At 67.6% G+C, this 15624-nt stretch carries 14 protein-coding genes; 6 read left to right on the forward strand and 8 right to left on the reverse strand.

The genetic code is table 11. The annotated features are described in order from the left end of the window. Positions 1–477, forward strand: coding sequence for an Lrp/AsnC family transcriptional regulator (locus ACFB49_RS07550; protein ID WP_380877984.1), 477 nt, complete (start codon positions 1–3; stop codon positions 475–477). On the opposite strand, the gene ACFB49_RS07555 is transcribed toward ACFB49_RS07550, so the two are convergent. The 3 genes from ACFB49_RS07555 to ACFB49_RS07565 form a co-directional block, all read right to left on the reverse strand. Continuing rightward, positions 474–4049: a hydantoinase B/oxoprolinase family protein gene (locus ACFB49_RS07555; RefSeq protein WP_380877986.1), complete on the reverse strand. Its 3576-nt coding sequence runs from the start codon at positions 4047–4049 to the stop codon at positions 474–476. The two genes, ACFB49_RS07550 and ACFB49_RS07555, sit on opposite strands and share 4 nt — an antisense overlap. Positions 4050–4133: 84 nt before the next feature. Next, positions 4134–4682 carry a phosphatase PAP2 family protein gene (locus tag ACFB49_RS07560; RefSeq protein ID WP_380877988.1) on the reverse strand — a complete coding sequence of 183 codons (549 nt, stop codon included), beginning with the start codon at positions 4680–4682 and terminating at the stop codon, positions 4134–4136. A gap of 12 nt (positions 4683–4694) precedes the next feature. Further along, on the reverse strand, positions 4695–4967 hold the full coding sequence (locus ACFB49_RS07565; protein WP_380877991.1) for a DUF4169 family protein: 273 nt from the start codon (positions 4965–4967) through the stop codon (positions 4695–4697). A 71-nt stretch (positions 4968–5038) separates the two neighbouring features. Here ACFB49_RS07565 and rnc point away from each other — a divergent pair, with 71 nt between their 5' ends. The 4 genes from rnc (at position 5039) to ACFB49_RS07585 (ending at position 7603) form a co-directional block, all read left to right on the forward strand. Next, entirely contained in the window at positions 5039–5713 is a 675-nt protein-coding gene (gene rnc, locus ACFB49_RS07570; protein ID WP_380877993.1) for a ribonuclease III, read from the forward strand. After that, positions 5710–6642: a GTPase Era gene (gene era / locus ACFB49_RS07575; RefSeq protein WP_380877996.1), complete on the forward strand. Its 933-nt coding sequence runs from the start codon at positions 5710–5712 to the stop codon at positions 6640–6642. Before rnc ends, era begins: the two co-directional genes overlap by 4 nt. Before the next feature lie 5 nt (positions 6643–6647). Continuing rightward, the gene (locus ACFB49_RS07580) at positions 6648–7130 is read left to right on the forward strand and encodes a GNAT family N-acetyltransferase (RefSeq protein ID WP_380877997.1); all 483 of its coding nucleotides are present in this window, start codon (positions 6648–6650) and stop codon (positions 7128–7130) included. 179 nt (positions 7131–7309) lie between these two features. Further along, positions 7310–7603, forward strand: coding sequence for a GIY-YIG nuclease family protein (locus ACFB49_RS07585; RefSeq protein ID WP_380879885.1), 294 nt, complete (start codon positions 7310–7312; stop codon positions 7601–7603). Positions 7604–7762: 159 nt separating this feature from the next. Here the strand turns inward: ACFB49_RS07585 and ACFB49_RS07590 are convergent, their stop codons facing one another. From ACFB49_RS07590 to ACFB49_RS07610, 5 genes are all read right to left on the reverse strand, one after another. Continuing rightward, a complete protein-coding gene (locus tag ACFB49_RS07590) occupies positions 7763–8968 on the reverse strand; it encodes a class I SAM-dependent RNA methyltransferase (RefSeq protein WP_380877999.1) in 1206 nt (401 codons plus the stop codon). Further along, positions 8965–10368 carry an NAD(P)H-hydrate dehydratase gene (locus tag ACFB49_RS07595; protein ID WP_380878001.1) on the reverse strand — a complete coding sequence of 468 codons (1404 nt, stop codon included), beginning with the start codon at positions 10366–10368 and terminating at the stop codon, positions 8965–8967. The genes ACFB49_RS07590 and ACFB49_RS07595 overlap by 4 nt, the downstream gene beginning before the upstream one ends. After that, the gene (ilvD, locus tag ACFB49_RS07600) at positions 10349–12070 is read right to left on the reverse strand and encodes a dihydroxy-acid dehydratase (protein ID WP_380878004.1); all 1722 of its coding nucleotides are present in this window, start codon (positions 12068–12070) and stop codon (positions 10349–10351) included. Before ilvD ends, ACFB49_RS07595 begins: the two co-directional genes overlap by 20 nt. A 153-nt stretch (positions 12071–12223) precedes the next feature. After that, positions 12224–12955, reverse strand: a complete 732-nt coding sequence (locus tag ACFB49_RS07605) for an N-formylglutamate amidohydrolase (RefSeq protein WP_380878007.1) — start codon at positions 12953–12955, stop codon at positions 12224–12226. Further along, on the reverse strand, positions 12952–13704 hold the full coding sequence (locus ACFB49_RS07610; RefSeq protein WP_380878010.1) for an enoyl-CoA hydratase/isomerase family protein: 753 nt from the start codon (positions 13702–13704) through the stop codon (positions 12952–12954). The genes ACFB49_RS07605 and ACFB49_RS07610 overlap by 4 nt, the downstream gene beginning before the upstream one ends. 58 nt (positions 13705–13762) lie before the next feature. Between ACFB49_RS07610 and ACFB49_RS07615 the strand changes: the two genes are divergently transcribed. Further along, a complete protein-coding gene (locus ACFB49_RS07615; RefSeq protein ID WP_380878012.1) occupies positions 13763–15607 on the forward strand; it encodes a DUF885 domain-containing protein in 1845 nt (614 codons plus the stop codon). The last annotated feature ends 17 nt before the right edge of the window (positions 15608–15624 follow it).

Consider the following 15624-nt stretch of genomic DNA (forward strand, 5'->3'; position numbering starts at 1 on the left):
ATGGCAAGACGGGGGAATGCCGCGTCGTTCGATATCGACGATCTCGACGAGAAGATAATCGCGGCGCTCCGCGACAACGGCCGGATCGCCACGCGCGATCTGGCCCGCGTCGTCGGCGTCAAGGAAGCGACGGTCAGGGCGCATCTGCGGCGGCTGGAGGACAATAACGTCGTCCGCGTCGTCGCGATGCGCGATCTCACGGCACTGGGCTATGATTGTCTCTCGGCCGTCGGCGTGCAGGTCAGGGGGCGCCCGGCTGCCGACGTCGCCGCCGATCTCGCGAAGATCGAACAGGTCATCACCGCGGCCGTATCCATCGGCACCCACGACCTCGAAATCCAGGTCGTCGCGCACGACCTGCGCGAGCTTGACGAGTTGCTGACCGGCGTCGTCGCCAAGGTCGACGGGGTAGACCAGCTCTTCCCCTCGGTCGCGCTCAAGGTGATGAAATATGTGTCGGAGTGGGCGCCCTTCTAGGCGTCCGCTCCCCAACCGCCACCGCCGGGCGTTTCGATCACGATAACGTCCCCCTCAGCCAGTTCCGCGCGAGCGGTGCCTGAAAGCGCCTCGCGCCCACTGTCGGCGCGTTCGATCCACTGGCGGCCCTCGGCACCATCACCGCCACCCTCCATGCCGAACGGCGCCACCGCACGACGCGAGGCGACGATCGTCGCGGTCAACGGTTCGAGCGCGCGGATGCGGCGGATCGCGCCATCGCCGCCTTTGCGCCGCCCCGCCCCGCCCGATCCGCGCCGGATCGCGAACTGTTCCAGCCGCACCGGATAGCGCATCTCCAGCACCTCGGGGTCGGTGATGCGCGTGTTGGTCATATGGGTATGGACCGCATCGGCGCCGTCGAAGCCCGGCCCCGCGCCCGCGCCGCCGCAGATCGTTTCATAATATTGGCAGCTTTCGTTGCCGAAGAGGAAGTTGTTCATCGTCCCCTGTGATGAGGCCGCCGCACCCAACGCGCCGAGCAGCGCGCAGACTTCCGCCTGGCTGACCTCGGTATTGCCCGCCACCACCGCCGATCCGGGCGCGGGATCAAGGAAGCTGCCCTGCGGCACCTTGATTTTCAGCGGCACGAGGCAGCCCTGGTTGAGCGGGATATTATCCCCCAAAAGGCAGCGGAAAGCGTAGAGAACCACCGCCTGTGTGACCGATCGGGGGGCATTAAAATTGCCGGGGCGCTGGGCGTCGGTGTTGGAGAAATCCAGCAATGCCTCGCGCCGCGCATGATCGACTGTGACCGCGACCGAGAGTTTCGCGCCATCATCCATCACATAATCGAAATGGCCGTCGCGCAGGCGATCGATCACGCGACGCACGCTTTCCTCGGCATTGGCCATGACATGGCCCATATAGGCGCGGACCACCGGCCAGCCGTAGCGGGCGACCAGCGCCTGCGCCTCGCCGATCCCGGCCGCATTTGCCGCGACCTGCGCCTTGATGTCCGCGACATTGGTGTCGGGGCTGCGCGCAGGATAAGCCGCATCGGCGAGCACGCCGCGGAACTCCGCCTCGCGGAAGGTGCCGCCGTCGAGCAGCAGGAAATCATCGATCACCACACCTTCCTCAGCCAGCGTGGTGGAATCCGGCGGAGTCGATCCCGGCGTCTTGCCGCCGATATCGGCATGATGGCCGCGATTGCCGACGAAGAAGCGGATCTCCTGGCCGGCCTCGTCGAACACCGGCGCGATCACCGTCACGTCGGGCAAATGCGTGCCGCCGTTGAACGGATTGTTGAGCACGATCATGTCGCCAGGCTTGAGCGTGCCCCGCCGGCTCGCCAGCACCGCGCGCACGCTGTCGCCCATCGCACCCAGATGCACCGGCACATGTGGCGCATTGGCGACGAGATTGCCCTCGGCGTCGAACAGCGCGCAGGAAAAATCAAGCCGTTCCTTGATGTTGACGCTGGTCGATGTGTTGCGCAGCACCGCCCCCATCTGTTCGGCGATCGCCATGAACAGATTGTTGAACAGTTCCAGCAGCACCGGATCGGGCCGCGAGACATCGGCGATGGAACGGTCTGCGCGCGGCGTCGCCCGGCAGAGCAGCAGTTCCAGGCCCTGCCCCACCTCTGCCGTCCAGCCAGGTTCGACCACGGTGGTCGCGATCGCCTCGCGGATCAGCGCGGGGCCAGTGATGCGGTCGCCCGGCCGCAGCACATCGCGATCATGGACCGGCGCGCGATGCGGCCCGCCGCTCCACAGATCGACGGTCGCAAGCGCATCCGGCAGCGCACCGTCGCGCGCGGCAAGCGCCGGTGCCGCCACCGTCTCACCCGCGCGCACCACCTCCACCACCAGGCTGTCGATCAGGATCGGCCGATCCGGCGTCGAAAAGCCGAAACGCGCCCGGTGTGCCGCATCGAACTCGGCGCGCATCGCGGGCTCGTCGGCCAGCGCCACGGGCAACGCGCTGTCGGTGCCGGCATAACGAAGCTGGGCGGTACGGATCACCCGGCGCTCGCCATCTTCGCCGGCCAGCGCAGCCACGGCCTCCACCTCCAATTCCGTTACCAGCGCATCAAGATCGCAGCCGATCGGCAGTTCCACCGCCCGCTGGCGCATCGCGCTCTGATCGGCCAGCCCCATGCCATAGGCCGAAAGCACGCCGGCGAAAGGGTGGATGAGCACAGTTTCCATGCCGAGTTCATCGGCGACGAGGCAGGCATGCTGGCCGCCCGCACCGCCGAAGCATTGCAACGCGAACTCCGCCGGATCGCGCCCCTTCTCGACCGAAATCTGCTTGATCGCCTGCGCCATGTTGGCGACCGCGATGCGGACGAAGCCCTCGGCAATCTCGCGCGGATCGCGCGCTTCTCCGGTCGCCGCCGACACGTCTGCCGCCAGCGTCGCGAAGCGCCCCCGCACCGCCTCGGCATCGAGCCGCTGATCGCCCTCCGGCCCGAAGATCGCCGGGAAAAAGGCCGGCTGGATCTTGCCCAGCAGCACGTTGGCATCCGTCACGGTCAACGGCCCACCACGCCGGTAGCAGCTTGGCCCGGGATTGGCGCCGGCGCTGTCCGGCCCGGCCCGGAAGCGCGCGCCATCGAAATGCAGGATCGATCCGCCCCCTGCCGCGACCGTATTGATCGCCATCATCGGCACCCGCATCTCGACACCCGCGACCTCGGTATCGAAAGCGCGCTCGAACTGGCCCGCATAAAGCGCAACGTCGGTGGAAGTGCCGCCCATGTCGAAGCCGATGATCCGGTCGATCCCCGCCGCTTCCGCCGTCCGCGCCGCACCGACCACGCCGCCCGCGGGGCCAGACAAGATCGCGTCGCGCCCCTGAAAGGCGTGCGCATCCGCCAGCCCGCCGTTCGACTGCATGAAGAACAGCCGCGTATCGCCCAGTTCCCCCGCCACCCGGTCGACATAATGGCGCAGCACCGGCGAAAGATAGGCATCGACCACGGTCGTGTTACCGCGCGAAACCAGGCCCAGCAGCGGGCTCACCTCATGGCTCACCGAAATCTGGGTGAAACCCGCCTCACGCGCCAGCGCTGCCAGCCGCCGCTCCGCATCGGGAAAGCGCCAGGCGTGGACGAGCGCGATCGCGCAGGATGTCAGCCCCTCCGCCCGCCGCCGGGCGAACATCGCGGCCGCCGCCGTTTCGTCGAGCGCGACAAGCTTCTCGCCCTCGGCGGAAACGCGTCCGCCCACTTCCTCGACGACCGCATAAAGCGGCTCGGGCTTGCGGATGTGGAGCGCGAACAGGTCGGGCCGCGCCTGCGTCCCGATCCGCAAGATGTCGGCAAAGCCATGGTCGACCACGAGCAAGGTCGGCGCGCCCTTGCGTTCGAGCAGCGCATTGGTGGCGACCGTCGTTCCCATCTTCACGCGATCGACCAGCCCCGGCGGCAGCGGCGCATCGAGCGCGAGGCCCAGCACGGTGCGGATGCCCGCCACCGCGGCATCGGCATATCGTTCGGGATTTTCCGAAAGCAGCTTCGCGGTTGAAAGCGCGCCATCAGGGGCGCGGGCGACAACATCGGTGAAGGTGCCGCCGCGGTCGATCCAGAATTGCCAGCCGGTCATATCCCTCCCTGCGGAGGGAGGGCATCGCCTGTCAATGCGGCCGGCATAGCGTTTCGGACAACACCCTATGCCTCGGGAGTCATCCTAGAAGCGAATCCCCGCCACCAGCCCGCCGCCCCTGGAATCGCCCCACGGGATGATCGCGATCCGGTCACTGCGTTCGTTGGTGATCAGGAATCCCGACGCCGTGCCGATCGCCGCGCCGGCGACGCAATCATACCAATGATGCTTTTCCGCCTGGATTCGCGCGGCGCCCACGAAGGTCGCCACCGCAAACGCCGGAATGCCGATCGCTTGGCCGTCGCGGTTGTAGATGCTGGCCGCGGCGGCAAAGGCCATCGCGGTATGACCCGACGGAAAGCTGTCATTGCCGCTGCCGTCCGGGCGGCGCTCCGGAAAGGCCTCCTTCAAGCCCCATGTCACCAGCTTTGCGGCCACGACGCTGCCCCCGGCTTGCAGCGCGCCATTCTCGTCGCTTTTGGCCAGCGGCAGGCCGATCGCCACCGCCGTCAATCCATAGGCGCCGATGTCGCTCGCTGTGTCCCAGGCGCTTTCGTCAGCCGCTTCCGCAGAAACCGGAACGATCGCGATCGCAAGACCGACGAAACTGGCGAGAAGTGGCCGAAATCCCACGCGGACCTCCCGCTATTCGCGCTCCGCCCCGTCGAGCACCGCCTTCAACCGCGCCTGCTCCACCGCTTCGGCCGCCTTCTGCGCCTTGGTTCGCCCGTGCTTTGCGCGGTTCTCGGCCGCCTTGGCCGTGGCATCGCTCCGCGCCTTCGCCTTGCGCGCCAATCGCAGGTTGATGACCTCTCCCATGCCGCGATCATGCCGTCCGCCGACGCCCAAGTCGATCCCGCACATGACGCCGGCGCACATATGGGCTGTGACGATTTCGAGTTGGGCGATTTCGCCCAACGACTCCGAAATCGGCACCTCAAAGGCGGAGAGCGGTTTCGTGAAAACGCAAACCGCTCTAAAGGGCCGCGATGACTGCTGAAGCCTTCCCTGCCTGGATCGCCGAGACGCTGGGCCACGCCCCGCGCGATCCGCAGCTTTTCCAGCGCGCGCTGACCCATGGCAGCCATGGCGGCGCGAGCTATGAACGGCTGGAATTCCTGGGCGATCGCGTGCTCGGGCTGATCGCCGCCGCCTGGCTCTACGAACGCTTCCCCGATGAGCCCGAAGGCGCGCTTTCCCGCCGGATCAACACCATCGTCAGCCGGGAAACCTGTGCCGATGTCGGCCGCGCGCTCGGCGTGCCGGGCTGGTTAAGGCTGGGCAAGCAGGCGCGCGATGATGGCGCGGTCAATAGCGACAATGTCGTCGGCGATGCGGTGGAGGCGCTGATCGGCGCCCTCTATCTCGAAGCCGGGCATGACGCCGCCGTCGCCTTCGTCCGTCGCGCCTGGGCGCCCTTCGTCGATGGCCAGCGCTCGGCTCCGCGTCACCCCAAGTCCGCATTGCAGGAATGGGCCGCGGCCAATCGCAGCCGCCCGCCCGTCTATACGCTCGCCGGACGCTCCGGCCCGCACCACGCCCCTAAATTCACCGTCAAGGTCGAGCTTCCCGGCCGCGCCGGCGCCGAGGCCAGCGCCGAAGGCACGTCGAAGCAGGAAGCCGAAACCGCCGCCGCCAAGGCGCTTCTGGAGAAATTGTCATGACCGCCGAGTCCCCCACCGGCATTGCCCCCGAAGGGACCACCGAACGCTGCGGCCTTGTCGCCGTCGTCGGCGCGCCCAATGCGGGCAAGTCCACCCTCGTCAACGCGCTCGTCGGCCAGAAGGTCGCGATCGTCAGTCCCAAGGCGCAGACCACCCGCGTCCGCCTGATGGGCCTTGCCATCGAAGGCCAGAGCCAGATCCTGCTGGTCGACACGCCCGGCATCTTCGAGGCGCGTCGCCGGCTCGATCGCGCGATGGTCTCGGCCGCCTGGGGCGGCACCACCGATGCCGATCTGATCGCGCTCGTCATCGACGCCAAGGCGGGCATGAAGGCCAAGATCGACACCCTGGTCGAAACGCTGAAAGACCGGCGCGAGCCCAAGATCGTCATCCTCAACAAGGTCGACGTGACGGCCAAGGAAAAGCTGCTCGAACTCGCCGTGAAGCTCCAGGAAGCGCTGAACCCTGAGGAAATCTTCATGGTCAGCGCGTCCACTGGCGACGGCATCGCCGATCTCAAGAAGCATCTTGCCAAGCGCGTCCCCGAAGGCCCCTGGCACTTCCCCGAGGATCAGGTGTCCGACGCGACCGACCGGATGCTCGCGGCCGAAGTCACGCGTGAGCAGCTCTATCTCCAGCTCCATGCCGAGTTGCCCTATGATAGCGCGATCGAGACCGAGAAATATGAGGAGCGCAAGGACGGATCGGTGGTGATCCACCAGCAGATCCTCGTCGCGCGCGACACCCAGCGCGCCATCGTGCTCGGCAAGCGCGGCGCCCGCCTCAAGGAAATCGGCAGCCGCGCGCGCGAGGAGCTGGCCCAAATCCTCGACCGCAAGGTCCACCTCTTCCTCCACGTCAAGGTGAAGCCCGGCTGGGAGGAGGATCGCAGCCTCTATCGCGAGATCGGCCTCGATTGGGTGGACTGACCTTAATGCTCATCCGCCCTGCCCGCCGCGAGGATGAAGCGGCGATCTGGTCGACCATCGGCCCCACGATCCGGGCCGGCGAAACCTATACGCTCGATCCCCAGATGAGCGAGATGGATGCGCTCGCTTACTGGTTCGGGCCGGACAAGGAGACGTTCGTCGCCGAGGAGGACGGCCAGATCCTCGGCACCTATTATATCCGCCCCAACCAGTCGGGCGGCGGCGCCCATGTCGCCAATTGCGGCTACATGACCGCCGCAACCGCCACCGGCCGCGGCGTCGCCCGCCAGATGTGCGCCCATTCGCTGGAACACGCCAAGGCCCGCGGCTATCGCGCGATGCAGTTCAACTTCGTCGTCAGCACCAACGAACGCGCGGTGCGGCTGTGGCAGTCGCTGGGGTTCGAGATCGTCGGGCGGTTGCCGGGGGCGTTCAGGCATCCGACGCATGACTATGTGGACGCGATGGTGATGTTTCGGGCGTTGTAGGTGGCGTCGATAAATCGAGCGATCCGTGTCGGCGCTCCCTGAACGGCTGACGACACGCGCTGTTGACGGAAAGCGGCCTGTCAGGACGCGCGGACATTGCGGACGTCGTCGACGATACGAACTCCCCTCGTCACCCCGGACGTGTTCCGGGGTCCACCGTGCGGCACTCATTGATGTCGATGATCGAGCGACAGCCTTGCGTCTACATCCTCGCCAGCGCCGTTAACGGAACGCTGTATGTCGGCGTAACCTCCGATCTCCTTCGCCGTGTCGCCCAGCATCGTGAAGGCATGTTTGACGGCTTCGCCAAGCGATATGGCATCAAATGCCTGGTCTATTGGGAGGCGGCAGGCACGATGGAGGCTGCGATCCTGCGCGAGAAGCAGATCAAGCGCTGGCGGCGGGACTGGAAACGGAGCCTGATCGAACGGGACAATCCCTCATGGAATGATCTGGCTGTAGCGTTCGGGTAGGAACCTCTGGCCGCGTCGCCCGCGTGACGGTGGACCCCGGAACAAGTCCGGGGTGACGAAGAGCGGATATCCCCTCCCCCCGACAAAGCTGCCGCGTCGACCGCTTGGCGTAAGACTTGAAACCGGACGTGGATTGGGCCGCGCAACTGTCCGCGCCGCCTAGACCGGCAACAGAAACTCGCCCACCAGTTCCACATGCGTCGACCAGCGGAATTGCCCCACCGGCGTGATCCGCGTCAGCTCATATCCAGCCCCGATCAGAACCTTGGCATCCCGCGCGAAGGTGTGGGGGTTGCAGGAGACATAGGCGATCCGCGGCACGCCCGAATGCGCCAGCTCCTCGGCCTGTTCGATCGCGCCGGCGCGCGGGGGATCAAGCACGACGGCGTCGAATTTGCCCAGATCCTTGGCGTCGACCGGCCGGCGGAACAGATCGCGATGCTCGACCGCCACCGTGCGGCCCGCGCGTGCCGCCGCCAGCTTCAGCGCCATCGCCGGATCGCGCGCGCCTTCCGCGGCATAGACCTTCGCTTTTTCCGCCAGCGGCAGTGCGAAGGTGCCGATCCCGGCGAACAGATCCGCCACCACGCCCGCATCGCCGACAATCCGGCGGACCTCCGCCAATAGCGTCGCCTCGCCATCCGCCGTCGCCTGCAGGAAGCCGCCGACCGGCAGCCCCACCGCGACGCCGCCGAGCGTCACCGTCACCGGCGCCGGCTCCCAGCGGACCTGCGGCCCATCGCCCTCGTCGATCGCCAGCCGCGCCAGTCGATGCGTCTGGGCGAACTCGGTCATAGCCTCGGCGGCCGCCAGTCCCTCGGCCTCGACCTTCTCGAGCAGCGCGTCGACGCCCTGATCGGCGATCGTGAGTTGCACGCCCGCCGCCCGCCGATCGCGGATCATGCCGACCAGCAGAGCCCGGAGCGGCGCCACCAGCGCGAACAGTTCCGGCCGCAGCACCGGACATTCCTTGAGGTCGATCAGCCGGTGGCTCGCGCCCTCGTTGAAGCCCAGCACGACCCGCTTGCCCTGCCGCTCCGCGCGCATGGTCGCCCGACGCCGGGCATGTGCGGGCGACAAATGCGGCGCATCCATCGGCGGCGGCTCGACACCCTGCGCCCGCAGCGAGCCGACAATCCGGCTGGTCACGAAATCGGCATAAGCCTCATCATCGACATGCTGGAGCTGGCAGCCGCCGCAGCGCGGGAAATGGCGGCAGGCAGGCTCGACATGCTGCGGCCCGCGGGTGATGCTGCCATCGGCCTCGACGACGTCGCCCGGCGCGGTCAGCGGCACATGGCGCCCGTCCGCCGTCACGCCATCGCCCTTGCCGGCGAGGCGGATGACCAGCCCGTCCTCGCTCATGCGCAGGCGGCCAAAGCGGCGGGAAGATGCGTGGGCAGATCGTCGGCGATCAGCGCCGCCCCGGCCCGTCGCGCGGCGTCGCCATGCAGCCACAAAGCCGCCTGCGCCGCCGCAAAGGGATCGATTCCGCGCGCCAGCAAGGCGCCGATGATGCCCGCCAGCACATCGCCGGTGCCAGCGCTCGCCAGCCAGGCCGGCGCGGTCTGCGTCACCGCCGCGCGGCCATCGGGATGGGCGACGACGCTGTCCGCACCCTTCAGCAGCACGATCGCCCCGCTCCGCTCCGCCGCGGCGCGCGCGCGATCGACCTTGCTGCCCGGCAGATCGCCGAACAATCGCTTGAACTCGCCTTCATGCGGGGTCAGCACCGCCGGTTCGGCCAGGCGCTTGAGGTGGGAGATTCCGCCATCGGCGAGCAATGCCAACCCGTCCGCGTCGATCACGAGGCGATGCCCCGCCTCCATCGCCGCGCGCAGCCGCCGTCGTGCAGCGCTGTCGCGGCCGAGCCCCGGCCCGACCACCACCGCACCGGTGCGCGCATCGGCCAGCGCCTCGGCCTCGCCCCGCCGAACCAGCGCGTGCGGGCCACCGGTTATGTTCTCGCCGGTCAGAACCACATAGCCGGCGCCCGCGCGCTGCGCCGCCGTCGCCGCCAACAGTGCCGCGCCCGGCATGGCGCCGCCGATTACCGCGAGCAACCCGCGCGAATATTTATGGTCGGCCGGCCCCGGCGCCGGTAGATGCGGCCGCTCCACTTCCCACAAGCGCGCAGCACCACCATCCAGCCCGATGTCCGCTACGGCGACGCGGCCGCAATAAGGCGCGGACGGCTGCAACAGATGCGCCGGCTTCAACGCGCCCAGCGCCACCGTCAGATCAAAAACCGGGACGGGCGACAGTACCGCGCCATCGTCGGTCGAAACCCCACTCGGCAGATCAACCGCGATCGAAAGCTTCGCCGCCGCCGTCAGCCGCGCGAGTTCCGCCGCAAGCGCCGAATCCAGCGGTCGCACCAGCCCCGTCCCGAACAGCGCGTCGATCACCAACGGCGCGGAACGCGCGCCCTCGATGGCCTCGACCGGCCCGTCCCAGCGCGCCCGCATTGCCGCGGCCGCCTCGGTTTTCGGCTCGCCCGTCGCGGCCACACGCACATGCACGCCACGCTCGGCCAGGTGCCGCGCGGCGACATAGCCGTCCCCGCCATTATTGCCGGGTCCGCACAGGATGAGCGTCGGCGGCATCGCGGCATAGCGCCACGCGGCCTCGGCCACCGCGGCGCCCGCCTGCTCCATCAGATCGACCACCGGCACGCCGCGCGCGAAGATCGCCTCTTCGGCGGCGCGGGTTTCGGCCGCCGTCAGGATCGGGCGAGGCCCCGGCTTAGATGTCGGCAAAGACATGCGTCTCCGCCTTGGCGCCCGGGTGCGTCACCGCGCCAGCCCAAGCCGGTCCGACATTCTGGGCAAAGCGCCACAGCGCGCCCGCCTGATAGTCGTTCTGGCGCGGCTTCCACGCCTTGCGCCGCTCGGCCAGCACCGCCTCGTCCACTAGCAGGTCGACCGTGCCAGCTTCGGCGTCGATGCTGATCTGGTCGCCATTTTCGACCAGTGCGATCGGCCCGCCATCGGCCGCTTCTGGCCCGACATGGCCGATGCAGAAGCCGCGCGTGCCGCCGGAGAAGCGCCCGTCGGTGATCAGCGCCACCTTCTCGCCCAGCCCCTGGCCGTAAAGCGCCGCAGTCGTCGACAGCATCTCGCGCATCCCCGGACCACCCTTCGGCCCTTCATAGCGGATGACGACGACCATGCCTTCCTTGATCTCGTTCGCTTCGACCGCGGCGAAGGCATCCTCCTCGCGCTCGAACACCACGGCCGAACCGGTGAACTGCAACCGCTTCATGCCGGCCACCTTCACGATCGCGCCCTCGGGCGCCAGCGATCCCTTTAGACCGACGACGCCGCCGGTCGGCGTGATCGGCGTCTTCGCGTCGTAGATCACCTTCTGGTCGGGGTTCCACGTCACCTGATCGATATTCTCGCCCAGCGTCTTGCCCGTCACCGTCATGCAGTCGAGATGCAGCAGGCCCTCGGCCGCCAGCGTCTTCATCAGCATGTAGATGCCGCCGGCCTCGTGCATGTCCTTCGCGACATAGCGGCCACCCGGCTTCAGATCGGCGATATAGGGCGTGGTCTTGAAGATCTCGGCGACGTCGAACAGGTCGAAATCCACGCCGCACTCGTTCGCCATTGCCGGTAGGTGCAGCGCGCCGTTGGTCGAACCACCGGTGGCCGCGACGATCCGCGCCGCATTCTCGAACGCCTGCCGCGTGCATATGTCGCGCGGGCGCAGGTTGATCTTCAGAAGCTCCATGATCTGCCGCCCTGCGGCCACCGCAATCTCCTCACGGCTCTTGTAAGGAGCCGGCGCCATATTGCTGTTCGGCAAGGATAAACCGATCGCCTCCGCCACGCAGGCCATGGTGTTGGCGGTATATTGGCCGCCGCAGGCGCCATGGCCGGGGCACGCCGCCTTCTCGATCGCAGTCACTTCGGAAAGCGGGCAGGCGCCGGCCGAATAACGGCCCACCGCCTCGAACACGTCGATCACGGTCAGGTCACGTTCCTGATAGCGGCCCGGCAGGATCGATCCGCCATAAACGAAGATGGACGGCACGTTGAGGCGCAACATCGCCATCATCATGCCCGGCAAGGATTTGTCGCAGCCGGCGAAGGTGACGAGCGCGTCATAGCAATGGCCGCGGACCGAAAGCTCGACCGAATCCGCGATCACCTCACGGCTGACCAGCGAGCTTTTCATGCCCTGATGGCCCATGGCGATGCCGTCGGTGACGGTGATGGTGTTGAACCGGCGCGGCATGCCGCCATTCTCGTTCACGCCCTTGCGGCACCAGTCAGCCTGCATGTCGAGCGTGGTGTTGCACGGCGCCGAATCATTGCCCGCGGAAGCGATCCCCACGAACGGACGCGCAATCTCCTCCTCGGTCAGCCCCATCGCATAATAATAGCTGCGGTGCGGCGCGCTCTCGACGCCGACGGAGACATAACGGCTAGGCAAACGAGACTTGTCGAACTGATGGGTCATGACGCGCGCTTCCTTGTTTCGCGCGCGTCTTTGGCCCTTCACGCCGCGTCGCGCAATCCCGTGGTGCCACGTCCGTCATGATGAACTTGTTTCAGCATCCACTACTCCACAAGCGAAGGCATCGGATTTGGCGCGGTGGACCCTGAAACAAGTTCAGGGTGACGGATCGAGTGAGACCAACGTCCCCGCAATCACCGGCGCCAGCACTTCAGCCCACTTCGCCACACCCGCCGCGTCGCCGATCAGATCCTGCCGCACCTCGATCCCCAGATAGGGGATGCCGTTCGCCTCCCCATGCCGGTTCATCGTCGCGTTGAGCAGGCGGCCCGAATAGGGATGGTTGTCGCCCGTCACCACGCCCGCCGCCTCCAGCAGCGGGATCGCGACACGTGCGGCGCGCTCGTCCTGGTTGTAGAGGATGCCGATCTGCCACGGCCGCGGCTCGTCCGACGTCGCCAATTTCGGCGTAAAGCTGTGCAGCGAAATCAGCATCTTCGGCGCATTATCTGCGATCAGCTCTAAAACACGCGCATGATAAGGCCGCCAGAAACGGTCGATCCGCGCCATCCGCCCCTGATGATCGAGATCGTTGCCGGGGATGGCATGGCCGTCGCTCGCGATCGGCACGAGGCCGGGCTTGTCCTCCTCGCGATTGCAATCCGCCACCAGCCGCGAGACGCCGCCGAGGATACCCGGACACCCAAGCGCAGCACACAAGGCACGGCCCAGCGGATCGACGCCGATGTCGATCGCGACATGCTGGGTCAGGATCGCCGGATCGACGCCAAGCTCGATATCGGCCGGAACGCGGTTCGAGGCATGGTCGGCAATCAGCAGCAGCCCGGAGGATACATCGCCGGCGATCTCGACAAAGGCCTCGCTCATCCGCCGAACACCGGTGCGCGCTTTTCGCGGAAGGCGGCGATACCTTCGCGGAAATCCGCCGACCCGAAACTGTCGTCAAACAGGGCATCGCTCGCCGCGCCACAAGCTTGCCCTGCCCCACCGATCATCCGCTTCAATGCCGCAAGGCTCGCGGGCGAGGCCCCCGCCATGGCCGCCGCCAACCGTTCCGCCTCGACGATCGCCGAAGGCACCGCGCGCTCGATCAGCCCGATCCGCGCCGCCTCGCCTGCATCCACCATCTCCAGCCCGAGCAGCAGCCGCGCCGCCTGCGCGCGGCCGACGCGATCGACCAGCCGATTGATGTCTTCCTGCGGGTAAGTGATGCCGAGCTTTGCCGGCGGCACCACGAACTTCGCCTGCTCCCCCGCCAGCGCCACATCGCAGCCCAGCATCAACGCCACACCCGCGCCGAAGCAACCGCCATCCACCGCCGCGATCACCGGGCAGGGCAAGGCCGCCAGAGCATCGATCGAGTCGCGCATAGCCCGGCGGAATGCGGCGCGGCCCGCAACATCGTCCGCCAGCGTCGCCAGATGGCCAAGGTCCGCCCCCGCGCAGAAGGCGCCTTCCACTGCGGACTGCAGGATCAGCGCGCGCGGCCGCGCGGCCACAGCCTCCGCCACGGCCGCGACCAACTCGCCCCAGCCCTCGATCGGGATGGCATTGCGCTGTCGCGCGCGATCGATGGTCAGGCGCCCGATCGGGCCTTCGAGCGAAAATCGGAACATAGGCCCAGTTGCCGTGGAACCTTGGCAATGTCACCAGTGGAAATCGAAGGAGACAGGAATGGTTGAGGGGCGGACACGGCGCGAGACGGTGGCGATATTGGGTGGAACGGCGCTCGCCGCATGGGCGCCCGGCCCGAGCATCGCCAAGCCCCCGCCCCCCTGCCCGATCCGGGCGCCATTGGATGCCATTGCCGACAGGCTGCTCGCGCACACGCCCGAAACCAGCGTCTATAACGGCGTCGCCGATGCACAGACCGGCGGGCTGATGGCGCGCCGGCTCGACGATTATTCCCCTGCCGGCGAAGCGGCATGGCGGGCGGCGCTCGTCCAGGCCGAACAGGATATCACGCCCATCACCTGCGGCGCCGAGGACAAGCTCGCCCGGCTGCGTCTCGCCACCGCATCCGCCATTCTCGCCAATGCCACGCGGTCGGCCGCCGTGCCCTATGGCCGGATCAACGCCTTCAACTTTTCCGGCCATGTCCCCTATCTGGTGACGCAGATCGCCGGCCCGCACATCGACACGCCCAATGCGATGCAGGCGCAGCAGTCGCTGAGCAGCCCGCAATCGGTCGACGCCTGGATCGAAAAGCTCGACAGCTTTCCCAAGGCCTTTGCCGGTGTGATCGAGAAGGTTCGTGCCGACGAAGCGGCCGGGTCCGTCCCCCCCGCCGCGCTGATCGCGCGCGCACTGCCGGTGCTCGATGCCTTCCTGAACGGCGCCGAGGCGGATCATCCGCTGATCACTGCGCTGCGCACCCGCACCGAGTCCGCCCGGCTCGACGCAAGTTTCCGCGCCAAGGCCGAGGAACGCGCCATCATCGCACTGCGCAAGCGCGCCCGCCCCGCCTTCGTGGCGCTGCGCAAACATATGGCCGATCTGCTCCCCCGCGGCCGCGCCGAAGCCGGGCTCTGGGCGCAGCCGCAGGGCGATGCGCTCTATGCCGCTAATGTCCGCGCGCTCGGGGATTCACCGCTCTCCCCGGAGGAAATCCACGCGCTGGGCCTCTCCGAAGTCGCGCGCATCTCCGCCGAAATGGAAAAGCTGCTGGCGGCGCGCCAGCTCACTCAGGGGTCGATCGGCGCACGGATGGATGCGCTCGCCCGCGATCCTGCCAACCTGTTCGCTGCCAGCGATGCGGGCCGTGCCGAACTGCTCGATTATGTCCGCGGCCTGGTCCGCAAGATGGAGGGCCGATATGCCGAAATCTTGCCCACCGCGCTGATTCCGCACCAGTCGCTGGAGGTGCGCCGCGTGCCGGTGGCTACCGAGGAAGGCGCGCCCGGCGGCTTCTATGACGGCCCCTCGCTCGATGGATCGCGCCCCGGCACCTACTGGATCAACCTGCGCGATATGGGCGCGGTCGCGAAGTTCCGGCTGCCGACGCTCAGCTATCATGAAGGCGTGCCCGGCCATCACACCCAGAGCTGCATCGCGCTTGCCTTAGGCGAAGCGCCGCTGCTGCTGCGGATCGCCAGCTTCAACGCCTATCAGGAAGGCTGGGCGCTCTATGCCGAGCGGCTGGCGGCCGAAATGGGCGCCTACAAGCATGATCCGCTGGGCGATCTCGGCCGCTTGCAGGACGAATTGTTCCGCGCCGTCCGTCTGGTCGTCGATACCGGCATGCACGCCAGGCGCTGGACCCGCGAGCAGGCGATCGCCTTCATGCGCGATGCAACCGGCATCGCCGAAAGCCGCGTCGTGGCGGAAATCGAGCGCTATATGGCCTGGCCCGGCCAGGCGCTCGGCTACAAGCTCGGCCAGCTCCGCCTGCTCGATATTCGCACGAAGATGATGAAGGCACGCGGCAGCCGCTTCAGCCGCCGCGCCTTCCACGGGATCGTGCTGGGCAACGGCGCGATGCCGCTCGACCTTGTCGAACAGGAAGCGCTGGAAGGATAAAGGGCGACGGTTCCTTG

Origin of the sequence: Sphingomonas sp. DBB INV C78 (assembly GCF_042693015.1) — a bacterium.
In the GTDB taxonomy this organism is placed as follows: Bacteria; Pseudomonadota; Alphaproteobacteria; order Sphingomonadales; family Sphingomonadaceae; genus Sphingomonas_E.

What these genes read in the sequence shown, in the direction of transcription:
- ACFB49_RS07585 (WP_380879885.1), top strand. Translation starts at nt 7,310, where the DNA reads ATGATCGAGCGACAGCCTTGCGTCTACATCCTCGCCAGCGCCGTTAAC.
- rnc (WP_380877993.1), top strand. Translation starts at nt 5,039, where the DNA reads ATGACTGCTGAAGCCTTCCCTGCCTGGATCGCCGAGACGCTGGGCCAC.
- era (WP_380877996.1), top strand. Translation starts at nt 5,710, where the DNA reads ATGACCGCCGAGTCCCCCACCGGCATTGCCCCCGAAGGGACCACCGAA.
- ACFB49_RS07615 (WP_380878012.1), top strand. Translation starts at nt 13,763, where the DNA reads ATGGTTGAGGGGCGGACACGGCGCGAGACGGTGGCGATATTGGGTGGA.
- ACFB49_RS07550 (WP_380877984.1), top strand. Translation starts at nt 1, where the DNA reads ATGGCAAGACGGGGGAATGCCGCGTCGTTCGATATCGACGATCTCGAC.
- ilvD (WP_380878004.1), bottom strand. Translation starts at nt 12,070, where the DNA reads ATGACCCATCAGTTCGACAAGTCTCGTTTGCCTAGCCGTTATGTCTCC.
- ACFB49_RS07590 (WP_380877999.1), bottom strand. Translation starts at nt 8,968, where the DNA reads ATGAGCGAGGACGGGCTGGTCATCCGCCTCGCCGGCAAGGGCGATGGC.
- ACFB49_RS07580 (WP_380877997.1), top strand. Translation starts at nt 6,648, where the DNA reads ATGCTCATCCGCCCTGCCCGCCGCGAGGATGAAGCGGCGATCTGGTCG.
- ACFB49_RS07605 (WP_380878007.1), bottom strand. Translation starts at nt 12,955, where the DNA reads ATGAGCGAGGCCTTTGTCGAGATCGCCGGCGATGTATCCTCCGGGCTG.
- ACFB49_RS07555 (WP_380877986.1), bottom strand. Translation starts at nt 4,049, where the DNA reads ATGACCGGCTGGCAATTCTGGATCGACCGCGGCGGCACCTTCACCGAT.
- ACFB49_RS07595 (WP_380878001.1), bottom strand. Translation starts at nt 10,368, where the DNA reads ATGTCTTTGCCGACATCTAAGCCGGGGCCTCGCCCGATCCTGACGGCG.
- ACFB49_RS07610 (WP_380878010.1), bottom strand. Translation starts at nt 13,704, where the DNA reads ATGTTCCGATTTTCGCTCGAAGGCCCGATCGGGCGCCTGACCATCGAT.